Source organism: Devosia sp. FJ2-5-3, from assembly GCF_029201545.1.
Taxonomy (GTDB): domain Bacteria; phylum Pseudomonadota; class Alphaproteobacteria; order Rhizobiales; family Devosiaceae; genus Devosia.
Window position 1 is genome coordinate 3,014,747 of record NZ_CP104007.1, and the last position, 23,392, is coordinate 3,038,138.

Consider the following 23,392-nt stretch of genomic DNA (forward strand, 5'->3'; position numbering starts at 1 on the left):
CCATGATGCGCCTCGGAGAAAACTGCGATGTTTCTCGTTCGGGCCGGGCTTCACCGTAGGAGCAATGTCCCGCGAGCGGCTGGTGCCGGCGACCAAGGCCTAAATGGTCTGGCCGAATGAATAAGTCAAGCCGTGATCATTTCCCGTGATGATGCCAGAAGACAATTGTGTTGGGCTCCCTTGCGTGACTGGCGTAAGCGTAACGCCGTCCGCATGGGGGAGGAGTTCGAGAATATGACTGAAATTATGCTGCTTTTGGCAGGACTTATTGGCGGCGCCGTCAATTCACTGGCCGGAGGCGGATCGTTTATTGTGTTTCCGGCGCTGCTGTTCGCAGGGGTGCCTCCGGTGTTGGCGAATGCCTCGAATACCTATGCCGCCCTGCCCGGCTATGCCAGCGGCGCGATGGGCTATTGGAAGTCCATGGCGGCCTACAAGGACCGACTGATCAGTTATGGGGTGGTGGCAGCACTGTTTGGCTATGTCGGCGCCGAACTCCTGCTGGTTGTGTCCGACGAGCAATTTTCCAAGGTTGTTCCGTGGCTTATGGCGTTTGCGGTCGCGCTTTTCGTGTTCGGAAACCAGATCAATACCATGATCAAGGCGCGGGGTGGCGAGCGGCGCGGGATGAAGGCGCTCGGCGCCGTGCTGCTGCTGGGATTGCTGGCCGCGGTCTGCGTCTATGGCGGGTTCTTCAATGCCGGTCTGGGCATCTTGCTGCTGGCATTTCTGGCCATGGCCGGGATGACAGACATTCACGCCATGAACGGGCTAAAACTCTATATTTCCTCAATAGTTGCGCTGGTCGCGGTGGTCCGCTTCGCCCTGGGCGGGACGATCGATTTCTACCATGGTTCGATCGCCCTCGTGGGCGTGACGATCGGCGGCTATGCTGCTGCACGGCTTGCGAAATTCATCCCCACCAACTGGATCCGGACGGGCGTTATCATCTACGGGATCGGGATGACGCTCTATTTCTTCTGGACGGCTTATATCGCCTGATCGGAGGGACGCACCCACACGGTGCAATCGTGGAAAACGGCGCCGCCAAAAGGTGGCGCCGGCGTCGAATTCGTTAGCACATTGATACCTTTTGCGCCGCGGTGTGCGGAATTTCGGTGAAGGCCCTCGGCGACCAGCACGCCCGTCGTAACCACGTCGGTGATGCGCAGGGTCAACTCGACAGACCCACGCCGATTTCCGACAGTGACGGCATCGCCATCGGCGAGGGCGAGGCGTGCGGCGTCGTCGGGGTGCATGAACACCGATGGGCCGCCTTCGCGCTTGAGACTGCCCGCCGTCTGGTTGAAGGACGAGTTGAGGAAGGCACGCGCCGGGCTGGTGGCAAGTTTGAACGGATGCTCGGCGTCGGGCTTTTCGGTGATGTCCCAGTGATCGGCAAAGCGCGGCATGATTGCGGGATCGCAAACCCAGCGATAGCCCTTGAGACGCGAAACCGCGTTCCAATCCGGCTCGAAGCGATAACGGCCATCCGCCCAGCCAAAACCGTTGGCAAAGCGGGCGACATCGTCCGGACGCTCCTTGTCGACGAAGCCGGTTTTTTCGACCTCTTCTAGCGGCGTCAGGCCGGAGCGAGCGAAGGTATCGGCGACGACCTGACGATCGGTGGTGTTGAAAACGGGATCCTGGCTACCAAGACGAAGGGCCAGCGCGTTGATGACCTCGTGATTGGAGCGGGTATCGCCCGGTTTGTCGATGATGGCGGGGCCGTAGAGGATGCGGGTGTGGCCGCCACGGGTGTAATAGTCGTTGTGTTCGAGGAACATGGTCGCCGGCAGGACGATGTCGGCCAATTCAGCCGTCTCAGTCATGAACTGCTCATGGACGACTAGGAACAGATCCTCGCGCATCAAACCCTCGCGGACGAGGTTCTGGTTCGGCGCGACGGAGGCCGGATTGGTGTTCTGCACGATCATGGCATGGACCGGTGCACCGCCCTGCAGGGCCACCTTGTCGCCGGTGAGGATCGGGCCGATCTCGGACATATCGAGAAGGCGCGGCGTGCCCTTTTGCAGGTGAGTGCCTTCGAGCCGTGACTTGTCGAGACCCCAGGTGCCGGAATTGGAATGGAAGGCGCCGCCGCCACGATGCTGCCATGCACCGGTCATGGCCGGAATGGAGAGCGCCGCATGCATGGCAGTCGAGCCGTTGGACTGGCGGGAGAAGCCATAGCCCAGGCGGAAGAACGATCTTGGCGTTGCGCCGACGAGATGGGCGAACGCCTCGATGTCGGCGACGGTTAGGCCGGTGATCTCGGCCGCCCATTCGGGCGTCCGGGTCTTGAGATGGGCTTCAAAATCAGGCGAGAAATCGGTGTAGCGGGCCATGTAGGCGCGGTCGGCGAGGCCGTCGCGCAGGAGGATGTGCATTGTGGCGACCGCGAGAGCGCCATCGGTGCCGGGACGCAGGACGAGGCCCATATCGGCCTGCTGCATGGTCGCATTGCGATAGATGTCGATGACCACGATCTTGGCCCCGCGCGTCTTTCGCGCCTTCATCGCGTGGGTCATGACATTGACCTGGGTGTGCACCGCATTGGTTCCCCAGATGACGACGCAGTCGCTCTCGGCCATCTGCTCGGGATTGACCCCGCCCAGCAGACCCGTGCCGGCGATATAGCCTGGCCAGGCAAGACCGGTGCAGATGGTGTCGTATTGATGCGAATAGCCGCGCACGGCGCGCAGGCGCTCTATGCCATCGCGCTGCACATGGCCCATGGTTCCGGCATAGAAATAGGGCCAGACCGATTCAGGGCCGGAGTTCTGCTCCACCTGGAGAAAGCGCGCGGCGATCTCATCCAGGGCTTCATCCCAGGAAATCTGTTGCCACTGCCCTGCCCCCTTGGGACCGATACGGCGCATGGGGTGCAACAGACGCTCGGGGTGATGGATACGCTCGGCGTAGCGGGCCACCTTTTCGCAGATCACGCCAGCCGTATAGGGATCATCCTTGGCGCCGCGCACGCGGCCAACTGTGCCGTCCGGCAGGATGTCGACATCGAGGGCACAGACCGACGGGCAGTCGTGCGGGCAGACGGAGCGGATGGTGCGAAGCGGGCTGAGGTCGTTCATGCGGCGACGCTAGCGGAGGCGAAGCGTCGTCACAATCGTATTGTGGTGATGGGGGGTATTCGTGAAGGTTATGGGGCTGGGCAGAGACCCCCACCTGACCTCCCCCTGGTAGGGGGAGGGATCTATCGAGTTCGTGGTGAGGATAGTGAGCCAGCGATGGGCTCTTCCTCGCCTTAAGGGAGAAATTGGGTGGGGCCTAGGCTGGGACCGCAGCACTTGCCGTATTGCGGCGGGCGCGTTGGGTGGCGTGTTTGGCGAGTTCGGCGGCGCCGCCATGGAATTGAGAGAAGGTGATGCCCGTGTCGCCGGTGGAGATGGTGATGCCGCGCCAATTGGGGGAAACAGAGCGGACTTCGGACCAGTCGATCGACGTGTGGCGGCCGAAGGCGTTGCGATGCTCAACGCGCTTGAAATCCCAGCGGACGCGGGTGAAGAGGCCCACAAGCCCGATGCCGAGCGCGCCGCCTGCGAGCAGGAGGACCGCCGCATAGGCGGCCACCAATTGCGCCGTGTCGGCAGAGCCCCCCATGAAGATTATGGCGGAGAGAATAACAGCGGCCAGGGCGGCGGCGCCATAGCAGGCAAAATATTCAACCATGGAAGGACGCAGTTCGGACCACCCATCGACCATGACCGCTTCCTCAGGTTGAACGAGGCGAAGCGCGAGGAAGGCCGCGTAGCCGAAAGCGACCACGCCGGCCGCGCGGGATAGCGGAAGATGAGCCGTGGCAGGCACATATTTGAGGGCGATGAGGATTGTGATCACGATGAGTGGCAAAGCCACTTCCTGCCAACGCAAGGGCACTCTGAGGTCTCCAAAAAAGTCAGGCCTACGACGCTACTCGGCGGTTGATGACAATAAGAGAGGGCGCGCGTTGCGATTTGGCTATTCACAATTTTGCCATAAGCATGGCGGCGAACACATGTGTGACAAAGCCGCCACCGCGCCCTGCCCCGGAATGGACCGCGGGCGGACCTGGGGCCCGCCCGCCAAGAACTGAAAACTCACGCGTTTTCCCGTTTTCGGGTGCGCTGAACCTACCCGGCTTGCGACGCGGGTGCGGGCCCTGCGCCGGCAGCGGCGAGAGCGTTTTCATCGGATTCGATCTCGACCTTCTGGGCCTTCGCACGCGACCCTGAAACGAAGGGGCGTTCCTCGACCAGCATGGTGAAGACAAAGGCGAGCGCCGCAGAACCGGCCGCAACGAAGAATACGGGATGCAGTGCGGAGGCGAGAGCCTCAAGCACCTGTGCGCGCAGCTCCACGGGCAGGCCTTCGACCATGCCGGGGGAGAACGAGCCAGCCCCCTCCGTGCCCTCGGGCAGAATATTGGCGAGACGGGAATTGAGCCCGGCCGAGAACAGCGCACCGAGGACCGAAATGCCGATCGAGCCGCCGATCTGGCGGAACAATGTTGCCCCGGCGGTGGCGACGCCGACCATTGCCGGAGGGGTCGCGTTCTGAATGGCCGTGACGCTGACGCTGTTCACCGGACCGATGCCGACGCCGATCATCAGCATATAAAGGCTCACCTGCCAGGTCGGCGTATCGAGCTGCATGAAGCCGAGCAGGACAAGGCCAATAGTGAGAATGGCGGTCGAAAGGCGCGGAAGGAAGCGGTAGTGGCCGGTTCGCGTCATCAGGAAGCCTGAGGACATTGACGCACCGATCATGCCTGCCATCATCGGGACCAATTGCATGGCAGAAGCGGTGGGGGAAACACCCTTTGCCATCTGCAAATAGAGCGGCAGGAAGGTGATCGAGCCGAACATGGCAATGCCGACGAGAAAACCCACCGCGTTGAAGAGGGTAAAGGTCTGGTTGCGGAAGAGAACCAGCGGCAGGACCGGCTCTGCGGCCTTCGTCTCGACATAGAGGAAGGCGGCCAGGACAACAGCTGCAAGAATGGCGAGGCCGATGATCTGCGGCGACGTCCAGGCCCAGGTGGTGCCCCCGAGCGAGGTGGCGAGCACCAGCGCGGTGAGGCTGGTGGAGAGCAGGACGAAACCGAGATAGTCGACCGACCGCTTGACGCGCTCGCCCTTGGGCTTGAGCACCATGGTGATGACGACGAGCGCAACGATGCCCACGGGCAGGTTGAGCAGGAAGATCCACTGCCAGGAGAAGTGTTCGACGATGAAGCCGCCGAAGATCGGGCCGGCAATGGCCGAAACGCCGAATACGGCGCTGAACAGGCCCTGCACCTTGCCGCGCTGGCGGGCGGGGATCACGTCGGCAACGACGGTCATGGCGATGACCATCAGCCCGCCACCGCCGAGGCCCTGGATGGCACGGGCGGCAATGAGGAAGGTCATGGAATTGGCGGAAGCGGAGAGCACCGAGCCGATCAGGAACAGCACGATGGCGATCTGGAGCACGATCTTGCGGCCGTAGAGATCGCCGAGCTTGCCATAAATGGGCGCCACAACGGTGGAGCTGAGGAGATAGGCGATGACCACCCAAGTCAGGTGTTCAAGGCCGCCAAGCTGGCCGACAATGATGGGCAGGGCCGCCGAGACAATGGTCTGGCCCAGGGATGCGAGGAAAATGGTGGTTGCGATGGCGCCGATGATCAGGCGCACGGATTGAACCGGCGCCGTTTCGGCTGGTGACTGAGTATCTGACATCAGGCAAATCCCGGGCGGGCGCCTTTTGAGCAGCCAGGCCCTTGCTATAGAATGATTGACACCATACATGTGCCGTTAGCAATTACATGTCAACAGCATGCAATTGTCATTAGCAGTGAATAGGGGCCGAAATGGCTGACAACAATGCGAGCGCGATCAATGCCCTGCTCGAAAAGGCGGGGATCAGTCCGGAGACGACCGATGTCGTCCTGACTGTCGACGCGCTGCTGCAGCGCTGGCGCCGGCGGGCGATGCGGCGCGAAATGGGCCACAAAGCCCTTATCGATCTCAAGGCCGGCATAGATCTGGCCCAATTGGACGTGCTGATCGCGATAGAGGGCCCTACCCCGGAATTCGGCGAGGCCAGTGGCGAGACAATGATCGCGACAGTGGCCGAGCGGCTGGGTATCGATCCTTCCCGCGCCAGCCGGGTGGTGAGCGAAATGGTGGAGCGCGGCTTTGCCCGGCGCGCTGTGAGTCAGGCCGACGCGCGACGCACCATTATCGAGCTCACCGAACGGGGTCGCGCGCTGGTAGACGCAGTGCGGGCATACAAATTTCTCGTCATGGGGGATTTTTTCTCCGGCTGGTCCGCCGAGGATCTGGCTGTTTTCGTGCCCCTGCTGCAGCGCTTTGCCAGTTGGAACGAAGGCATGGGCCGGTCCGCCGAAAAATTCGCAGACGACATCGAAGAACTGTCCAAATCGATACAGGCGCCTCGCTAGTATCAATTCCAGGAATGGGCGGGCGCCTGTTTTTTGATTGGACAGGGTGAAGTTGAGCCAATAGCTCTGTGCCTCCTTGAGGGGGGACACCATGACCGATCAATCTCGCATGCCGGTCACGGCGCTGCTCGGGGCCAACATGTTCTTTTCGGGCGTGACCTACGCCGCGACCATTCCCTATGCGTCGCTGGCCGGGGTGGACACGCTTGGTTTGTCGCCGGCGCTGTTCGCCACGATCATGGCAGTCGGCTCCGTGTTGGCGACGTTCGTCTCAGTGGGCCTGGGCTATATTTCGGACAAGCTGCCCGACCGTCGCCTGCTGGTGCTGATGACCGCGCTGGCCGGAATGGTTGCCCATGGGATGATCTTCGTCTGGCCCACGCAGGCCAGTTTTGCCTTAGCCATGGGCGTGATCATGCCGGTTGCGGGGGCCTGCTATTCGCAGTGCTTTGGCTATGTACGGGTCTATTACGCAAGGCACCGCCCGGAGCGGGCGGACTTCATGGTCACGGCTCTGCGGACTGTGTTTACCATCGCCTGGATCGTCGTGCCGCCGCTGGCAGGCTGGATCGCGGCTGAGTTCAACATCTTCAACGTCTATCTCGCATCGGCCCTGAGCTACGCGGCCATCGCGGGTATTTATGCGGCGCTGATGCGCGACCCGGCGACACGCATCGAGGCTTCGGCGCCCAGGCGGCTTGAGGGTGGCGACTGGCGGTCGAGCTTCGCCCTGCAACCGGGCATTTTGGCGGGGCTGATCGGGCTGGTGGTGATGACCGGCGGATCGCGGCTCTTTACCTTCACCATCCCCCTTTCCATCGTCACTGACCTCGGCGGAAGCCTGACCGATGTCGGCCTCTATGCGGGGATCACCGCGGCCATCGAGGTCCCGTCCCTGCTGCTCCTGGGCTATCTCGGCAACCGGCTGTCCAAGGAGACGCTGCTCGCTGGGGCCGGTGTGGTGATGGCGGTGTTCATCGGGCTTGCCAGCCAGATCGGCACCGTTACGCAACTGTTCTGGCTGCTCGTCCTTAACGGCCTGGGCACGGCGGCGCTGATGACCATCAGCCTCTCCTATGTGCAGGAGGCGATCAAGGATCGGGTCGGACTATCAACGTCGCTGTTGGATGTGGTGGCTATTGCGGCCAACCTTCTCGGCGCGACGGCGTTCGGCGTACTGGCGGCCGGCGGAGACTACCGCTTCGCCCTGATGGTCGCCGCCGTACTTTCGGTGGCTGGAGCCATCATTTTGGCGCTGGGCAATACCGGCCGGCTGGGTGCCAGGCAGAAAGCGGCGGGCGCCAGAATTTAGGCGCCCGCCTGCATCAGATCAGCCGTTTGCGGGCTTGCGCTTGGGTGCACGTGGCTTGTCGCCATCCTTGGACCAGGTCGGCTTGCCCTTATCCTTGGAGAAGGTCTTCTCCTTGTAGGGCTTGTCCGACTTGAAGGCTGGCTTGTCCTTGGCGGCAGCGGGCCGACGCTTGGAGGCATCGTCGCCGTCCTTGCTCCAGGTCTTGCGTTCCGGACGTTCGCCGCGCGGTGCGGAATCGAAGTCAGGACGCTTGCTCTTGGGGCGCTCGGACCGCTCTGCGACCGGCATGTCGCCCTCGACCGGGGAGATGGTTATCCCCTTCTCGCCGGAACCGTTCTTGGCAATCGTGCGCGCATAGGCGTCGGCCTTGTCGGCGGCGATTTCAAAAAGGCTTTCGGTGTCGAAGATGCGGATCGAGCCGATATCGCCCTTGGTGGTCTTGCCGGCCTTGCACAACATGGGCAGGAGCCAACGCGGTTCGGCACGCTGCTTGCGGCCGACATTGACACGGAACCAGGTGCCGCCCTCGAAGCGCTCGCGGGTGCGCGGGGCACGCGTGTCGAGCGCCGCGCCGGCTTCCTGGGCCGTCACATCCTCGGGGATCGGACGGGCAGCAAGCTGCTGGCGGAGATAGGCGGCGGCAATGGCCTCGGGGGTGTGACGCTCGAGCAGCTGGCTGACCAGCTGCGCTTCGTCACCATTTTCCGGAGCCTTGATCGTTTCGGAGGAAAGGATGGCTTCCTTGTATTTTTCCTCGATCTCGGAGGCCAGGGGCGGCGTCATCAAAGAAACGTCGAGCTTGGCGGTGCGCAGAATGCGCTGGGCGACGCCGCGACGATGCGCACCGGCGATGATGACGCTGGTGCCCTTGCGGCCGGCGCGACCGGTGCGGCCCGAACGGTGCAGCAGCGTATCGGCATTGGTGGGCAGATCGGCGTGGATGACGAGATCAAGATTGGGCAGGTCAATGCCGCGGGCGGCCACGTCGGTGGCGACACAGATGCGAGCGCGACCATCGCGCATCGACTGCAGGGCGCTGGTGCGTTCCGCCTGGCTCAGCTCGCCCGACAGAGTGACAACGTCGAAACCGCGATTGTGAAGGCGTGCCGAGAGATGCTTCACGCCTTCGCGGGTGGAGGCGAAGACGATGGTATTGGCGCTGTCGAACCACAGCAGGGTGTTGATGACGGCGTTTTCGCGCTCGGCCGCGGGCACGAGCATCAGGCGGTAGTCGATATCGGCGTGCTGTTCTTCCGAGCTCGTGGCGGAGATCCGCAGCGCATCGCGCTGGAAGGTCTTGGCCAGTTGCACGATGGGGCGTGGCACTGTTGCGGAGAACAGCAGCGTGCGGCGATCTTCCGGCGCGGCGGCGAGAATGAACTCGAGATCTTCGCGGAAGCCGAGATCAAGCATTTCGTCGGCTTCGTCGAGGACGACAGCGCGTAGGGCGGACATGTCGAGGGCGCCGCGAGTGATGTGATCGCGAAGGCGGCCGGGCGTGCCGACCACAATGTGGGCGCCGCGCTCGAGGGCACGTCGCTCGGTGCGAGCATCCATGCCGCCGACGCTGGCGACGATGCGCGCGTCGAGATTGGCATAAAGCCATTCGAGTTCGCGCTGAACCTGCAGGGCCAGTTCGCGGGTCGGGGCGATGACCAGCGCTAGGGGAACTTCAGCATCAGGCAGTGTATCAGCGTCGCCCAGAATGGTCGGGGCGATAGCCATGCCAAAAGCGACGGTTTTGCCCGAGCCGGTCTGAGCGGAAACGAGCAGGTCGCGACCCGCGGTCTCGTCTTCTATGACGGCCGACTGGACAGCAGTGAGATTGGCGTAGCCCTTGGCGGCCAGAGCGCCGGCAATGGCTGGGAGAATAGAGTCTGGAAGTGACATGTCGTGGCTTTCAAAAGCGGGTTAGCCCCGTGAGCACGAAGTCACTCCCGTCACAACAATCGGGAAAATTCGCAAGCAAAAGGGCATCTCGGCGCCAAGGTCTGCGGGAAATGCAGAAGGGGGCGCATTCGTTCAGTGGCACTATACCACAGGAAAAGAAAAAAAGGCCGCCCGGCTGGGCGGCCTCAAAAGTCGTGATTGCGGCGGCGTTAGCCGACCAGCTCTTCGTCGGAGAAGAAGAACTTGATTTCTTCGGCAGCGGTCTCGGGAGCATCCGAACCGTGGACGGAGTTTTCGCCAACGGAAAGAGCAAATTCCTTGCGGATCGTGCCTTCAGCGGCGTTTGCCGGGTTGGTGGCGCCCATGATTTCGCGGTTCTTGAGAATGGCGTTTTCGCCTTCGAGAACCTGAACGACAACCGGCGACGCAATCATCTGCTCGACCAGTTCGCCAAAGAAGGGGCGTTCCTTGTGCACAGCGTAGAAGCCTTCGGCCTGTTCGCGCGTCATGTGGATTTTCTTGAGGGCGATCGGGGTCAGACCGGCTTCCTCGAACTTGGTGAGGATCTTGCCGATGAGGTTACGACGGACGGCATCGGGCTTGATGATAGAGAAAGTGCGTTCGATCGCCATGGCGAGTTGACCTGCTTATTGCTTAGGATGATGGCGCCTTTTAGCGGGAGAGTTTTGCTGGCGCAAGACATCCCGACAGACCCGGGCCTATCTGCCGCAAATCGCGTGTAAAGCGGGCTGCCACGCCTAGTCGCGTTCTACCGATGTGGAACCGGTGGCGATGATTGCACCGTCCGTACCGGTAAGGGTGACGTCGATATTGTCGATTGGATCCTCGGTTTCGATCGCCTGTTTTATCTCATGCTCCTCAATCTGCATGGTGCAGACTTCGGATGTGGCGGTTGCGGGGAATGTCACGGCCAGCGTGCCGTTGACCATTTCGCCGAGCTCAGCACGGCCGATCGCTTCGCAAGCGCTACCGCCATACTCGAAATCGATGAGAATCTGGAAGGAGTTAATGCGGGTGGCGTCGAGGTCCTCGAGGCGCTGAGTTTGCTCCTGCGCCAGGACAGGCGCGGCAAGGCCGGCGGAAACGACGAGGGCGAGGGCAAGGCGGGCGTCAAGCATGGGGCGTCCTTTCAGGCTCGGCATTTGAGCAGAATGCTGCGCGGCGCGATTGGATGCACAATTGTGAAGCGCCGCGGCGAAGTGTCCGGCATGTGGACGCAAGAGTGCTTTGGCCGGTTGCCATGGCAGAGGCTTGCCTCTATCCAGCAGCCTAGACATTTTTACGCAGCTCCCTGCCCTGTCGGGCCAAATGATGCCTGCGCCTTTCCCTCGGATTCCTGTTTGCCGCCATGCTGACCATTTCCAATCTCACCTACCGCATCCAGGGCCGCGAATTGTTCGACGATGCCTCGGTAGTTATTCCGACGGGATCCAAGACTGGTTTCGTGGGCAAGAACGGCACCGGCAAGACGACGCTGTTCCATTTGATCCAGGGGCATATCGGCGCCGACGCCGGCGGCATCGAGGTGACGAAGAAGGCGCGGATCGGCGCTGTCGCCCAGGAAGCGCCAGCGGGCAATGAAACCGTGCTCGACGTGGTGCTGGCCGCCGACAAGGAGCGCACGGCGCTGCTGGCAGAGGCCGAGATTGCGACCGACCCCAACCGGATCGGGGAAATTCATACGCGGCTCGCTGAAATCGAGGCCCACAGTGCGGAGGGCCGGGCCTCCGCGATCCTCAAGGGTCTCGGCTTCGAGCAGGACCGGCAGAACGGGCCGACCCACGAGCTATCAGGCGGTTGGCGTATGCGCGTGGCGCTGGCGGCAGTGCTGTTCAGCCAGCCCGACCTGCTGCTGCTGGACGAACCGACCAACTATCTCGACCTCGAAGGCACGCTTTGGCTGGAGAAATATCTCTCCACCTATCCATACACCGTCTTCCTGATCAGCCACGACCGTGACCTCCTGAACAAGGCGGTCAATTCGATCGTGCATCTCGAGCATCGCAAATTGACCTTCTACAAGGGCAATTACGACACTTTCGAAACCACCCGCCGCATGCAGATGGAGCTCAACAACAAGAGCCGCGACAAGACGCTGGATCAAATCGCGCATCTGCAGAAATTCGTGGATCGCTTCAAGGCGAAGGCCACCAAGGCCAAGCAGGCCCAGGCCCGCGTCAAGATGATCGAAAAGCTGCGCCCGCCGGCGGCAATGTTCGATGAGCACGGCGCGCCGTTCCAATTCCAGCAGCCCAAGATCGAGCTGCCGACGCCGATGATCACGCTCGACAGGGTGTCGACCGGCTATGGCGACAAGGTCATCCTGCGCAATGTGACCCAGCGCATCGATCCCGATGCCCGCATCGCCCTGATCGGCGTCAATGGCAATGGCAAGTCCACTTTCGCCAAGCTGCTGGCCGGGGATATCCCGGTGATCGATGGCAGCATGAAAATCCACAAGAAGCTGGAAATTGCGCATTTCGCGCAGCACCAGATGGACAAGTTGAAGCCGGAATTGACGCCGCTCGAGCACGTTGTCGAGCTGACGCCGTATGACAACGAAGCCAAGCGTCGCAGTCGGCTGGCCCAGATGGGCTTGACCACCAGCCGCATGGATACCAAGGCGAAAAATCTCTCCGGTGGCGAGCGGGCGCGTCTGCTCATGGGGCTGATCACCTTCGGCGGCCCGGCGATGATGATCCTCGACGAACCGACCAACCATCTCGATATCGACAGCCGCGACGCGCTGGTGCACGCGCTCAACGACTATCAGGGCGCGGTCTTCATCATCTCGCATGATCGCCATTTGATCGAGGCGACCTGCGACACGCTGTGGATTGCCGAGAACGGCACCATCCGCGAACTCGACGAGGATCTCGACAGCTACCAGCGCAGCATCACGTCGAACAAAGAATCCAAGAAAAATTCCGGCGACGCCAAGGGCGATCGCAAGCTTTCCCGCCAGGAAGCGGCAGCGCGTCGGGCAGATCTCGCTCCGCTGAAGAAAAAGATCGCGGACGCAGACAAGAAGATGACCCGGCTCAGGACCGAGATCGAAAAAGTCGAGGCGCAGCTGGCTGACCCGACCGTCTATAACGGCCCAGCCGACCGCCTGATTGCACTGGGCAAGGACAAGGCCCGGTTCAGCACGGAACTCGAGGCAATCGAGGAAAGCTGGCTGACATTGAGCGCCGAGCTTGAGGAAGCCGAACGCGATTAGAAAACGTAAAGGCCAATCCATGCCGCGAGTTGACAGCTCCCGGCTGTTGCACTCTGCTGGCGCCTGATCGGGCAGCAAGGGCTTGTCATGCGTGTTTTTCTAGCGTCTCTGCTCGTGGCTGCATTGGCCCTGGTTCCGCAGGCGGCCCAGGCACAGGACCTGACGGGATACACCAAGGCGCAGCGCGCCGAAATCATCCGCTTTGCCGCCAACAACAGTCTTTTCGTGCTCTACCACGAAATGGCGCACCTGCTGGTGCACCAGATGCAATTGCCCGTGCTGGGCCGCGAAGAGGATGCGGCGGACAATGTCGCGACCTGGATGCTGCTCAACAAGCGATCCAAGGAAGCCGACCAGGCGCTGGCCGACGCGGCCAAGGGCTGGCAGCTCTCGGGCGTTGCCTATGGAAGCGGAGAGTTTGAGGAAGACTATGCCGCTGGCCACAGCCTCGACAAGCAGAGGGCCTATCAGATCGTCTGCATGATGGTGGGCAGCGACGGCAAGGCATTCCGGCCCATTGCCAATCAATATGCGATGGACCACGAGCGGCAGGACACCTGCCAGTGGGACTACCGGCTGATCAACCGCAGCATAAAGAGCCTTTTGAGCGAGCGGCCCGCAAACGCGAAGAGCACGGTCGTAAACGTGACCTATCACGATGCAGGCGGGCGATTGCGACTGGCCGCGGACGCTTTCCGCTCGAGCGGCGTGTTCGACCAGGTGGCCCAAGATCTGCGCGAGAATTTCAGCCTGCGCCGGCCGGTGCGTTTCAACGCGAAAAGATGCGGCGAAGCGAACGCATTTTATGACCCCGACACCATAGAAATCATCTTCTGCTATGAGCTGATGACGGATTATATGGAGCTCTATGCCGCCGAGTTGCCAAAGCCGGCGGCGCCTGTGCCCCAGGGGGGTGGCGCGGGAAAAGAAAAGACAAAGAGCTTTTAGGCGGCAGCCTCTAGATATTCCGGAGATCGATGAATGCGCACCCTGTGTGCTACCGTTTTGGCGGCCTGCATTGTGGCGGCCCTGTCCCCTGCCCTCGAGGCGGAGGATGAGTTGTCCATCCTCAGCGATGCGATGGACTTCGCCATGCATGATGCGACCTTTACCATGTATCACGAGATCGGCCATATGCTGATCAGCGAGCTCGGACTGCCGGTGCTGGGCCGTGAGGAAGACGCCGTGGACGCGTTGGCCACGGTGTGGCTGCTGACCGATGACAGCGATCCGGACAGCTACAATGCCCTGATCGATGCCGCCGATGGCTGGTATTTCAACGCCGTCGACTCCACCGGCTCGGGCGTGGACGACTTTTCCTATTACAGCGACCATAGCCTCGACATTCAGCGTGCCTACGCCATGGTCTGCCTGATGGTCGGCAAGGACGCCGATGCGTTCGGGGACACAGCCGACGCCTACGAGATCGACGCCGATCAGCAGGAGGCTTGCTCCTATACCTATGAGCAGGCGCGAAGCTCCTGGGAAATGCTGCTCGAGCCCCACACGGACGACGAATATTATGGCGCGCCGATCAAGATCGTCTACGAGGACGCGGGCGAATACGCGAAATTCGCGGAAGAGTTCGAAGGCCGCGGGATCATGGAGCATGCGGCCGAGCTGGTCATGGAGAACTATGTCCTGCCCCAGACAGTGACCTTCCGGGCGACGCAGTGCGGGGAGGCAAATGCCTTCTTCGATCCCAGCGAAAGCGAAGTGATCTATTGCTACGAATTGGCCGAGTACATGTACTACATGTATCTGTACGACATCATGGGTTGGGGTGAATCCAGCGACTAGGACATCTCATCGTGGGATCCTACTCTGGCTAAAGCGCTCTAGCTGAAGCCAACGTAGCGGCCCGGACGATGATTGAGGGCGACGATCATGTTGAGGACCAGCGCCCCCAGGATCGAGTAGATGACGCGGTCGAGCGGCAGGATGAAAAAGGCTGCTGCCAGAATGACCGCGTCCACACCAAGCTGGAAATAACCGGCCCTGATCCCGAAATTATCCTGGAGGAAGAGGGCCAGGATGTTGATACCGCCGACGCTGGCCTTGTGGCGGAAGAGCGAGAGAATTCCCAAGCCGATGAGGCCACCGCCGACCAGCGCCGCGAACAGCGGATGGATGGCGGTTATGTCCAGCCAGAAAGGGATCTGGATTGTCAGCCAGGACACCATGGCCACAGAGACGAAGGTCTTGATGGCGAACGGCCAGCCCATGCGGAGCACCGCGAGGACATAGAACGGCAGGTTGATTGCAAAGAAGAGCAGGCCAAAAGGCCAGCCGGTGACATATTGGATCAGCAGCGCCAGGCCCGCCGTGCTGCCCGTGGCGAGATGGACTTCCGAATAGAAGACGATGCCCAGCGACACCAGAATGGTGCCGATCAGCATGGCGAAGATGTCTTCGTGCAGCTTGTGACGGCTGGGGGTCGAAAGATCGGGTGTCATGCTTTTTTCGACCAGCGCCCGTCTGTTTCCTGCTGCCAATAGGTGACTAAATGACCCGAGCGTAGTGTTCGCCAGGCTTCGCGCGCTTCGGCTACCGCATCAGGATCATGGCCGGAGAACATGTAGACCAGGCGCTGGTAGTCCTCGGCGGAATGGGGCACGGCGCGAGCGACGAAGAAGCGGACGCCCGCATTGTTGGGATTGGCCTGATCGGTGGTGAGAAGGATGGGCTGGAGGGCGTCCGTTTCCTCACCCGCAAGGCCGTGGGCGAGAAAACTGTCGTCCCGATAGGTCCAGAGATGGGCGTCGAGCGCCTCGGCGCGTTCCCGCGACCCGCATTCGACGACAGCGCGCCAACCCCGCTCCAGGGTCTTTTCGAGAAGTTGGGGCAGGACCGCTTCGAGGGGGCGCACTTCGAGATGATAGAACAGCACTTCAGCCATGCGGGATCCTATAACTCTGTGTCGGGTGGAACGCTACCGGAGTGGCTGTAACGCAGCAATACCGCAACATTTCCCACCGATTTTTTGGAGAGGGTTGTAAGCAATTGTCAGCATGGGCGAACTGCACCATGGTGCGCAGGCTCTGCAGGCCACACTTGCGGCGCAGGGGAATGCTAGCGGACGCGCATGAGACGACTGACAAATTATCTGGCGCGCCTGTTTGCCACCGACGCGCTCGTGCTGTTCGGCATCGTGTGTCTGCTTCTCTGGCTGGTCAATTGCCTGCGCTCTTTCGACGTGGTTTCGGTCAAGGGACAGGGTTTCGTAACGCTCGCCGTGCAGGCGCTCTATACGATGCCGCAATTGGCGCTGGCCTTCTTTTACATCTGTGTCGGCATTGGCCTGGTGCGGGCGCTGACGGCACTACAGAACAGCCACGAGCTGCACATCATTCACACGAGCAAAGGCGTCAACGGTCTTTGGCGCGCCGCTGGAGTGGTTACGGGCGTCGCTGTGCTGGCGGTGTTGCTCTTCGCCCACTGGGTGGAACCCCACGCCAACCGCAAGTTCAGCGAGCTTTCTGCCAGCGTGGCGGCGGATCTGGTCAGCTCGACGCTGCGGCCGGGTCGTTTCACCCAGGTGACGCCGGGGGTCATTTTGCTGATCGGGGGGCGCGAGGGCGCAGGGGAAATCCGCGAGTTTTTCGCGGATGACCGGCGGTCGCCGGAGACCCGGCGCACCTTCATCGCCGAGAGCGCTCAAATATCGAGTGACGGGCAAAACTACGTGCTCGAGCTGCGCAATGGGTCGCTGCAATATGTGCAGGAGGACGGGCGCTATTCCGAGGTCCGGTTTACCCGCTACGATCTCAGCGTCGATAGTCTGAGCCAACCGCTGGCCTTTGGCGACTCCCTGGCGGAGCGCGACAGTTTCGAGCTCCTTTCCGAGGCAGCGGCGACGGGGCAGCTCTCCGAGCCGGCGATGCAAAGATTGCTGGATCGTTCGGCAGAGGCGCTCAGGGTGATTGCCATCTGCCTCTTTGCTCTAGCCATTGCCGCTTTTCCCAGCGGACGGCGGGCGCGCATTCCCGTGCCGCTCGAGGCCGTGGTGATGCTGGTGGCGTTTGGCGAACGCGGCATCGGCACCTATAGCCCCCTTGGCGTTGGCACTGGGGCCGTGGTGTTGATCGTGCTCTCGGGCGGCATTCTCGCCTATCGGCTCTGGCCGAGGCGGCCGAGGAGCATTGCCGCATGACACGAATCGACTGGCTCATCCTCAGACGACTGGCCGGGCGCATCGGCGCGACGGTCTTCATCTTTTATGGCCTCATCGCCCTCGTGGAATCGCTCGACACGTGGCGGTTCAATGCCGTGGCCGAGAGCAATGGCGTCTTCATGGCCCTTGTCATGGTCGCCATGAGCGCGGTGCGATGGACGATCAAGACATTGCCGGTGACGGTGCTGATGGGAGCAATCCTGGGGCTTGCCGATCTCAAGGCAAAGCATGAATTGACCGTCATCAAGGCCAGCGGCATCTCGATCTGGCGGGCCGTGCGCGCGCCGACCCTGGCGCTTATCGGGGTGAGCTTTCTGGTGGCGCTGGGCGCCGAGACCGTCAGCACGCAAATCAATCGCGAACTTTATCCGACCCCGCCGGGACAGGCGGCGCTTCTCACCCCACCGGGAGAAATCTGGCTGGAGCAACGCGGCGAAGGCGTCCACTACGTCATCTTGGCGCGGCACATGTCGCCGGGCGGTTCAGAATTGGGCGACGTGACGGTATTCCACCTCATGCACAATCAAATTCCGCGCATCGAAGCGGCAAATGCGGTGCTGGAGAATGGCGCATGGGTGTTTTTTGACACGATCGCGCGCTCACCCGACGCACCGGCGCGGTTCATACCCGATTACCGGCTGCCAACGACATCCAGTGCCGCGGAGATCCGGCTTTCCCTGGCCTCGACCGAGGACATGACCTTCTTTGACCTGGCTCAATTGCTGGAAACGGGAGTTTCGGACCCTTCGGTGCGGTCCGCGGCGACGATGCGGCTCATCAAGCTCCTGACGCTTCCGCTTGTGCTTACCGGCTCTCTCTTCATTGCCTTTGCGTTTACCGCAGGTTATCGAAGAAACTCTAGTCTAGGTCCCGCGGTCCTCTACGGCATCGTGCTCGGATTTGTTGTGTTCGTGATTACCGAGATGGCCGACCGCGCTGGGTCGACCGGCGTTCTCGACCCAACTTTTGCGGCAGTCGGACCGGCACTGGTAGCCATCGTCATCGGGGTGACGGTGCTGCTGCATAAGGAAGACGGGCGGACGTGAAGACAATAGGCCGACAGGGGTTTGGAAGGCTTGGACGCGCGCTGCTCGCGAGCGTGTCGCTGTGCCTTTTGCCCGCTGTCCCTGCCCTTGCCCAGAACCTCGTCCCCGACAATTTCTTCAATGCCCCGGTCAACCCCAATGGCAATGCGGGCGTGGAGGCCAACACCCTGACATTCGATGCGCGCACCAATGTCATCCGGGCTTCGGGTGACGTCGTGCTGTCGCATGAAGGCTATGTGGTTCGCGGGGAAACGCTTGAGTTTGATCGGCGCAGCAACCAGGTGCGGCTGACCGGACGCGTGAGCGTGACCGATCCGTTCGGCAATGTCATGGAGACCGACGGGCTCGACATTGGCGGCGGGATGAAACAGGCCTTTCTCAACGCGCTGACCATAACTTCGTATGACGGCGCGCGGATCACCGCGGACAGCGTCGACTATGACAGCGTTCTGCAATCGGTGTTGATCAATGCCGGCTATGCGCCGTGCGGAGACTGCATCGATGACAAGGGGCGGCGGATAGGCTGGTCCGTCAATGCGGCCAGGATCGTCCACGATTCGGAAGACGGCTCAGTCTATCTCGAACAGCCGACGCTCTCCCTGCTCGGGATGCCGATCGCATGGCTGCCCTATCTTTGGTTGCCGGGTACCGACAATCAGGCGCTTTCGGCGCTGCGCATGCCGATCATCGACTATAGCGAAAAGACGGGGCTGCGCGTCGGCGTGCCGGTCATGGTCTACACCAATCGCTGGACCGACATCATCCTCACGCCAACCGCGACGACGCGGCAGGGTTTCCTCATGGGCGCCGAGTGGGTTCAGCGTTTCGATGCCGGCTCATTCCAGATCAAGGCATCGGGGCTGCATCAGTGGGACCCGGCGGCCTTCACGGGCACGGTCGGCGATCGCGATTGGCGCGGGGCATTGCAGACCTCGGGATCGTTCACGCCGATCGAGACCTGGTCCGCCGGGTGGTCCTACACTGCCTTTACCGATGCGGCCTATCTCGAGGACTATCGGCTGACCACGGCCAAATCCACGGTCAACGAGGTCTATGCCACGCATCTGACCGACGACACCTTTTTTGACGTGCGGCTGCAGGAATTCAACCTGCTCGGCAATATCACGCCGCAGGAGCAGTCTCAGCAGGGCAAGGCGCTACCCGTGACACGGTTCAGCCATGTGATGGATCTCGAACCTGGCATGGGCCGGGTGACGATCGATGGCCAGTTGCTGGGTGTGCAGCGCCAGTCCGATGCAGTCCGGACGGTGAATGGCGTACCCTATGTTTTCGGCCATGCGGGCAACAAGGCACGCGCGACACTGCAGGCCGGTTGGCAGACGCAGTGGATCAATAGCGGGCTGGTGTTCACCCCCTATGCGGGCGTTCGCACGGACCTCGCCTATTATGACGGGACGAGCCCGCTTATGCCCGGCGAAACCAGCCTCTTCAGCGCAACGCCGATCGCGGCCATGGACATCCGCTATCCGCTGATCGCTCATAATGGCGCCGATATGCACCTGATCGAGCCGATCGCGCAAATGGTCTATCGCGGATCGGACACGAGCCTCGTCGGCATCACCAATGACGATGCGCAAAGCTTTGTCTTCGATGACACCAATCTGTTCAGCTATAACCGTTTCTCCGGCTATGATCGGCAGGAAACGGGGCTGCGGGCCAATATCGGCGCACGCTACCAGGCCAATTTCGCTGACGGCGGTTATCTTGAACTCGTCGGCGGGCAGTCGTTCCAACTGGCGGGTGCCAATGCGTTCGCAGCGGCAGATCCAGCAGGGACAAGCCGCGGTTCGGGCATGGAGGGCGCGGCGTCCTATGCGGTCCTAGGCGCCTATGGATCGTTCACGCCGGGCCTTTCATTTGGCGGCAAGGTGCAGGTGGATACCGACGACTGGGCATTGGCGCGGGCCGGAGCGGGTATGAAGCTGGACCTCGAGCGCTACGCGGCAACCCTCGATTACCGCTACATCGCTGCAAATGCGAACGTCGGGACGCTACAGGACCAGCACGAAATCGGCGGCGAGCTGACCGTGCCGGTTTCCGATTATTGGAGCCTCAAGGGCAACGCCGCCTGGGATATCGGCGGCAATAGCTGGCTGCAGGCTGGCGGCGGGCTCTACTACGACGACGGCTACCTTGCCTTCGGCGCCAATGCGACCCGCACCGGTGCGACGCATACAACGCCCAACGACACCCGCGTGACCGCGACATTCCAGCTCAAGGCGCCGGCAGGACTGAATGCTGGCGGCACGACGAATGTATCGGTGCCGCAGTTTTGAACGAGAGCCGGGGGATGCGGGCAGCCGTGCCCTATAGGATCCTCGCCCGACTCGGATTTTGGCCGCATTCATTGGGCAATTGACAGCACGATCCAAGCGCCGCATTGAAGTGGCACTTCGCATGAAAATGGACACGACCATGATCTTCGCAAATCTGCGGCGCGTTACGGGCGCCTTGCTCCTGGGCCTCGCCATCGTAACAGCTTCGGTCGTCCCCAGCATGGCCGCCACGGTGGTGACGGTGAACGGCACTCCCATTACCGACGTCCAGATCGACCAGCGGCTTCGCCTGTTCCAGATGGAAGGCAACCGGACCGGCCGAAATGGCGCGACAGACCAGTTGATCACCGAGGCGATCCAGATGTCAGAGGCCAAGCGGCTTGGAATCTCCGTCTCGAATGCTCAGGTGGACGAGGCATTCCTCCAGATCGCGCGCAACCTCAAACTCAGCCAGGACCGCCTTGCGGAAATGCTGCGCCAGGGTGGCATCAACAGCGAAACGCTGAAGGATCGACTGCGCGCCGCAATCGCCTGGAATTCGGTTGCCGAACGCGCCGTGATGCCGAACGTGCAGATTTCCGATCTCGACCTCGACCAGAAAGCGGCTGGCCGGATCTCGGACTTCCAGAATTTCGACTATATCCTCAAGGAAATCATCTTCGTCGCGCCGGGTGGCCAGGGGGCCAGTGGGCGCACCGCGCAGGCCAACAAGTACCGCTCGAGCTTTGCCGGCTGCGACAGCGCCGTTCCGCTGTCTCTCGCCTATACCGATGCCGCCGTGATCGATGTGGGTCGGCGTCATGCCACTCAGCTTCCGGAGGCGGTGGCCAAGGAACTTGCCGGAATGAATGTGGGCGGGATCACCAAACCACGCGTGGTCGAATCCGGCGTCTCGATGCTGGCCATCTGCGAAAAGGCGCAGGCACAGGACCTTACCTTCGTGAAGGACGAAGTTCGCGCCGAAGTGGGCAACGACACGATGCAGAAGCAGGTCGACGACTATCTGGCTACCCTGCGCAAGAGCGCCAAGATCATCTACAACTAAGCGGCTGGGTGAAGCGCCCGCTGCACGGCAAACTGGATATTGTTGCGGAGCCGCATCCCCGGGTGTGTCTCCGCTCTCTTTTTGGGGGATAGCATGACGAGGCCGCTGGCCATTTCCATGGGCGAGCCGGCCGGTATCGGCCCCGATCTTATCCTGTCGCTCTACGCCCAGCGCGACTCGCTGAACTTGCCGAATTTCGTCGTCTTCGGGCATGCGCAGTATTTGCGTGGCCGCGCCCAGAGGCTGGGAATTTCCCTCGATATTGTGAAGACGACGGCGGAGGAGGCAGAGACGGCGTTCTCGAGGGCCCTGCCCGTCGTTTCAATCGATGGTGAGGTGCCGGACAGGCCGGGCGAAATCGTGCCCAGCGCGGCACCGGTGGTGATAGAGGCGATTGCAGCAGCCGTGCGTGGCACGCTTGCGGGCGCTTGCCGAGGGCTCGTTACAGCGCCGATCCACAAAGGGGCGCTCTATCACGCGGGATTTTCCCATCCAGGGCACACGGAATATTTGGCGGCGCTTTGCGCTGGCGAGGGTGAAACCCTGCTTCCGGTCATGATGCTCGCTCATGACGAACTGCGCGCCGTGCCGCTGACCATCCATGTACCGATCAAGGATGTGCCGGAGTTGATCACCGCAAGCCTCCTCATCGAAACTCTTCGGGTCGTCGACCGCGACTTGCGCGCGCGCTTCGGCATTGCCCGGCCGCGCATTGCGGTCGCGGGGCTCAATCCGCACGCGGGCGAGGATGGCGGCATCGGACAGGAGGAGATCGAAACGATCCGCCCGGCGCTTGCGACGGCGCGCGACGAAGGGCTTGATATTATTGGCCCCCTACCCGCCGACACCCTCTTTTACCCGCCGCATTGGCGCAGCTATGATGCGGTGGTGGCGATGTATCACGACCAGGCCCTGATCCCGATCAAGACGGTGGCTTTCGAGGATGCGGTCAACGTGACCTTGGGATTGCCAATTGTCCGCACCTCTCCCGACCATGGAACGGCCTTTGACCTGGCTGGAACCGGCAAGGGCTCGACGAAGAGCTTTGCAGCCGCTATCGCCTTGGCCGACCGAATGACAAAGAGCGCACAATGAGCCAGATCGACAACCTTCCTCCGCTGCGCGAAGTCATCGCCGAGCATGGCCTGCAGGCCAAGAAGGAACTCGGCCAAAACTTTTTGCTCGACCTTAATCTGACCGCTCGCATCGCCCGCGTCGCGGGCTCGCTGGAAGGCGTTCGCGTCATCGAGGTGGGACCGGGCCCGGGCGGTCTGACACGGGCTCTCCTGGCCGAAGGCGCACGCGAAGTGATCGCCATTGAGCGGGACGCCCGCGCGCTACCGGCGCTGGCGCAGATTTCCGAAGCCTATCCTGGCCGACTGACGGTTATCCATGGCGATGCGATGGAAATGGATTATCGGGCGCTCGCGGACGGCCCGACGCGACTGGTGGCAAACCTGCCCTATAATATCGGCACGCCGCTCTTGACCGGTTGGCTGACCATGGAGCCCTGGCCACCTTTCTTCGACAGCCTGACCTTGATGTTCCAGCGGGAAGTGGCCGAACGCATTTGCGCCAGGCCGGGCGACAATCACTATGGTCGCCTTGGCGTTCTGGCCGGATGGCGCACCGATGCGCGCATTGCGTTCAATGTCGGACGCCAGGCCTTTGTGCCGGCGCCGGCCGTGACCTCGGCTGTGGTCCATCTCGTGCCAAAGCCCGTCGAAGAGGGCCTGCCGGTAAAGCTCCTCGAACAGGTGACGAAAGCAGCCTTTGGCCAGCGCCGGAAGATGGTGCGCCAGTCGCTGAAGTCTTTGGGTGTGCCGGTGGAAGGCTTGCTGGCCGCCGCGGGGCTCAAGGGCGATGAGCGCGCCGAGGAATTGCCGGTAGAAGCGTTCCTAAAGATGGCGAGGGCCCTGCCGGGCCTCCGCTGAAGTCCTGA

At 61.9% G+C, this 23,392-nt stretch carries 20 protein-coding genes; 12 read left to right on the top strand and 8 right to left on the bottom strand.

Annotated features, from left to right (window positions below):
• Positions 1-234 precede the first annotated feature (234 nt).
• On the top strand, positions 235-1,002 hold the full coding sequence (locus N0P34_RS14575) for a sulfite exporter TauE/SafE family protein (RefSeq protein WP_275603948.1): 768 nt from the start codon (positions 235-237) through the stop codon (positions 1,000-1,002).
• Here the strand turns inward: N0P34_RS14575 and N0P34_RS14580 are convergent.
• The 3 genes from N0P34_RS14580 to N0P34_RS14590 form a co-directional block, all read right to left on the bottom strand.
• Positions 990-3,092 (bottom strand): molybdopterin-dependent oxidoreductase, encoded by a 2,103-nt coding sequence (locus tag N0P34_RS14580; RefSeq protein WP_275603949.1) that lies wholly within the window; start codon positions 3,090-3,092, stop codon positions 990-992. The genes N0P34_RS14575 and N0P34_RS14580 overlap by 13 nt on opposite strands.
• Before the next feature lie 196 nt (positions 3,093-3,288).
• Complete coding sequence (locus N0P34_RS14585; protein WP_275603950.1) at positions 3,289-3,897, bottom strand: hypothetical protein; 609 nt, start codon at positions 3,895-3,897, stop codon at positions 3,289-3,291.
• Positions 3,898-4,130: 233 nt separating this feature from the next.
• Positions 4,131-5,720, bottom strand: a complete 1,590-nt coding sequence (locus tag N0P34_RS14590; RefSeq protein WP_275603951.1) for an MDR family MFS transporter — start codon at positions 5,718-5,720, stop codon at positions 4,131-4,133.
• Between the two features lie 131 nt (positions 5,721-5,851).
• Here N0P34_RS14590 and N0P34_RS14595 point away from each other — a divergent pair, with 131 nt between their 5' ends.
• Both N0P34_RS14595 and N0P34_RS14600 read left to right on the top strand, forming a co-directional pair.
• Positions 5,852-6,445, top strand: a complete 594-nt coding sequence (locus tag N0P34_RS14595) for a MarR family transcriptional regulator (protein ID WP_275603952.1) — start codon at positions 5,852-5,854, stop codon at positions 6,443-6,445.
• 91 nt (positions 6,446-6,536) lie between these two features.
• Positions 6,537-7,757 carry an MFS transporter gene (locus tag N0P34_RS14600; RefSeq protein ID WP_275603953.1) on the top strand — a complete coding sequence of 407 codons (1,221 nt, stop codon included), beginning with the start codon at positions 6,537-6,539 and terminating at the stop codon, positions 7,755-7,757.
• Positions 7,758-7,775: 18 nt separating this feature from the next.
• Here N0P34_RS14600 and N0P34_RS14605 read toward each other — a convergent pair whose 3' ends face one another.
• From N0P34_RS14605 to N0P34_RS14615, 3 genes are all read right to left on the bottom strand, one after another.
• Positions 7,776-9,647, bottom strand: coding sequence for a DEAD/DEAH box helicase (locus tag N0P34_RS14605; RefSeq protein WP_275603954.1), 1,872 nt, complete (start codon positions 9,645-9,647; stop codon positions 7,776-7,778).
• Positions 9,648-9,856: 209 nt separating this feature from the next.
• Entirely contained in the window at positions 9,857-10,279 is a 423-nt protein-coding gene (gene ndk / locus N0P34_RS14610; RefSeq protein ID WP_275603955.1) for a nucleoside-diphosphate kinase, read from the bottom strand.
• A gap of 126 nt (positions 10,280-10,405) precedes the next feature.
• Complete coding sequence (locus N0P34_RS14615; RefSeq protein WP_275603956.1) at positions 10,406-10,786, bottom strand: hypothetical protein; 381 nt, start codon at positions 10,784-10,786, stop codon at positions 10,406-10,408.
• Between the two features lie 230 nt (positions 10,787-11,016).
• On the opposite strand from N0P34_RS14615, the gene N0P34_RS14620 reads away from it, so the two are divergent.
• The 3 genes from N0P34_RS14620 (at position 11,017) to N0P34_RS14630 (ending at position 14,688) form a co-directional block, all read left to right on the top strand.
• Positions 11,017-12,888, top strand: a complete 1,872-nt coding sequence (locus tag N0P34_RS14620) for an ABC-F family ATP-binding cassette domain-containing protein (protein WP_275603957.1) — start codon at positions 11,017-11,019, stop codon at positions 12,886-12,888.
• Positions 12,889-12,975: 87 nt separating this feature from the next.
• Positions 12,976-13,836 (top strand): DUF4344 domain-containing metallopeptidase, encoded by an 861-nt coding sequence (locus N0P34_RS14625; RefSeq protein ID WP_275603958.1) that lies wholly within the window; start codon positions 12,976-12,978, stop codon positions 13,834-13,836.
• Positions 13,837-13,869: 33 nt separating this feature from the next.
• Positions 13,870-14,688, top strand: a complete 819-nt coding sequence (locus N0P34_RS14630; RefSeq protein WP_275603959.1) for a DUF4344 domain-containing metallopeptidase — start codon at positions 13,870-13,872, stop codon at positions 14,686-14,688.
• Positions 14,689-14,726: 38 nt separating this feature from the next.
• Here the strand turns inward: N0P34_RS14630 and N0P34_RS14635 are convergent, their stop codons facing one another.
• Together N0P34_RS14635 and N0P34_RS14640 are read right to left on the bottom strand one after the other, a co-directional pair.
• Positions 14,727-15,344 (bottom strand): YitT family protein, encoded by a 618-nt coding sequence (locus N0P34_RS14635; RefSeq protein WP_275603960.1) that lies wholly within the window; start codon positions 15,342-15,344, stop codon positions 14,727-14,729.
• On the bottom strand, positions 15,341-15,787 hold the full coding sequence (locus N0P34_RS14640) for a DNA polymerase III subunit chi (RefSeq protein WP_275603961.1): 447 nt from the start codon (positions 15,785-15,787) through the stop codon (positions 15,341-15,343). The genes N0P34_RS14635 and N0P34_RS14640 overlap by 4 nt, the downstream gene beginning before the upstream one ends.
• Before the next feature lie 186 nt (positions 15,788-15,973).
• On the opposite strand from N0P34_RS14640, the gene N0P34_RS14645 reads away from it, so the two are divergent.
• The 6 genes from N0P34_RS14645 (at position 15,974) to rsmA (ending at position 23,384) form a co-directional block, all read left to right on the top strand.
• Positions 15,974-17,041, top strand: coding sequence for an LptF/LptG family permease (locus N0P34_RS14645; RefSeq protein WP_275603962.1), 1,068 nt, complete (start codon positions 15,974-15,976; stop codon positions 17,039-17,041).
• Complete coding sequence (locus tag N0P34_RS14650; protein ID WP_275603963.1) at positions 17,038-18,108, top strand: LptF/LptG family permease; 1,071 nt, start codon at positions 17,038-17,040, stop codon at positions 18,106-18,108. The genes N0P34_RS14645 and N0P34_RS14650 overlap by 4 nt, the downstream gene beginning before the upstream one ends.
• Positions 18,105-20,405 carry an LPS assembly protein LptD gene (gene lptD / locus N0P34_RS14655; RefSeq protein ID WP_275603964.1) on the top strand — a complete coding sequence of 767 codons (2,301 nt, stop codon included), beginning with the start codon at positions 18,105-18,107 and terminating at the stop codon, positions 20,403-20,405. The genes N0P34_RS14650 and lptD overlap by 4 nt, the downstream gene beginning before the upstream one ends.
• A 139-nt stretch (positions 20,406-20,544) precedes the next feature.
• Positions 20,545-21,450, top strand: a complete 906-nt coding sequence (locus tag N0P34_RS14660) for a SurA N-terminal domain-containing protein (protein WP_275603965.1) — start codon at positions 20,545-20,547, stop codon at positions 21,448-21,450.
• 93 nt (positions 21,451-21,543) lie between these two features.
• On the top strand, positions 21,544-22,545 hold the full coding sequence (gene pdxA / locus N0P34_RS14665; RefSeq protein ID WP_275603966.1) for a 4-hydroxythreonine-4-phosphate dehydrogenase PdxA: 1,002 nt from the start codon (positions 21,544-21,546) through the stop codon (positions 22,543-22,545).
• Positions 22,542-23,384: a 16S rRNA (adenine(1518)-N(6)/adenine(1519)-N(6))-dimethyltransferase RsmA gene (gene rsmA / locus N0P34_RS14670; RefSeq protein WP_275603967.1), complete on the top strand. Its 843-nt coding sequence runs from the start codon at positions 22,542-22,544 to the stop codon at positions 23,382-23,384. Before pdxA ends, rsmA begins: the two co-directional genes overlap by 4 nt.
• Positions 23,385-23,392 lie beyond the last annotated feature (8 nt).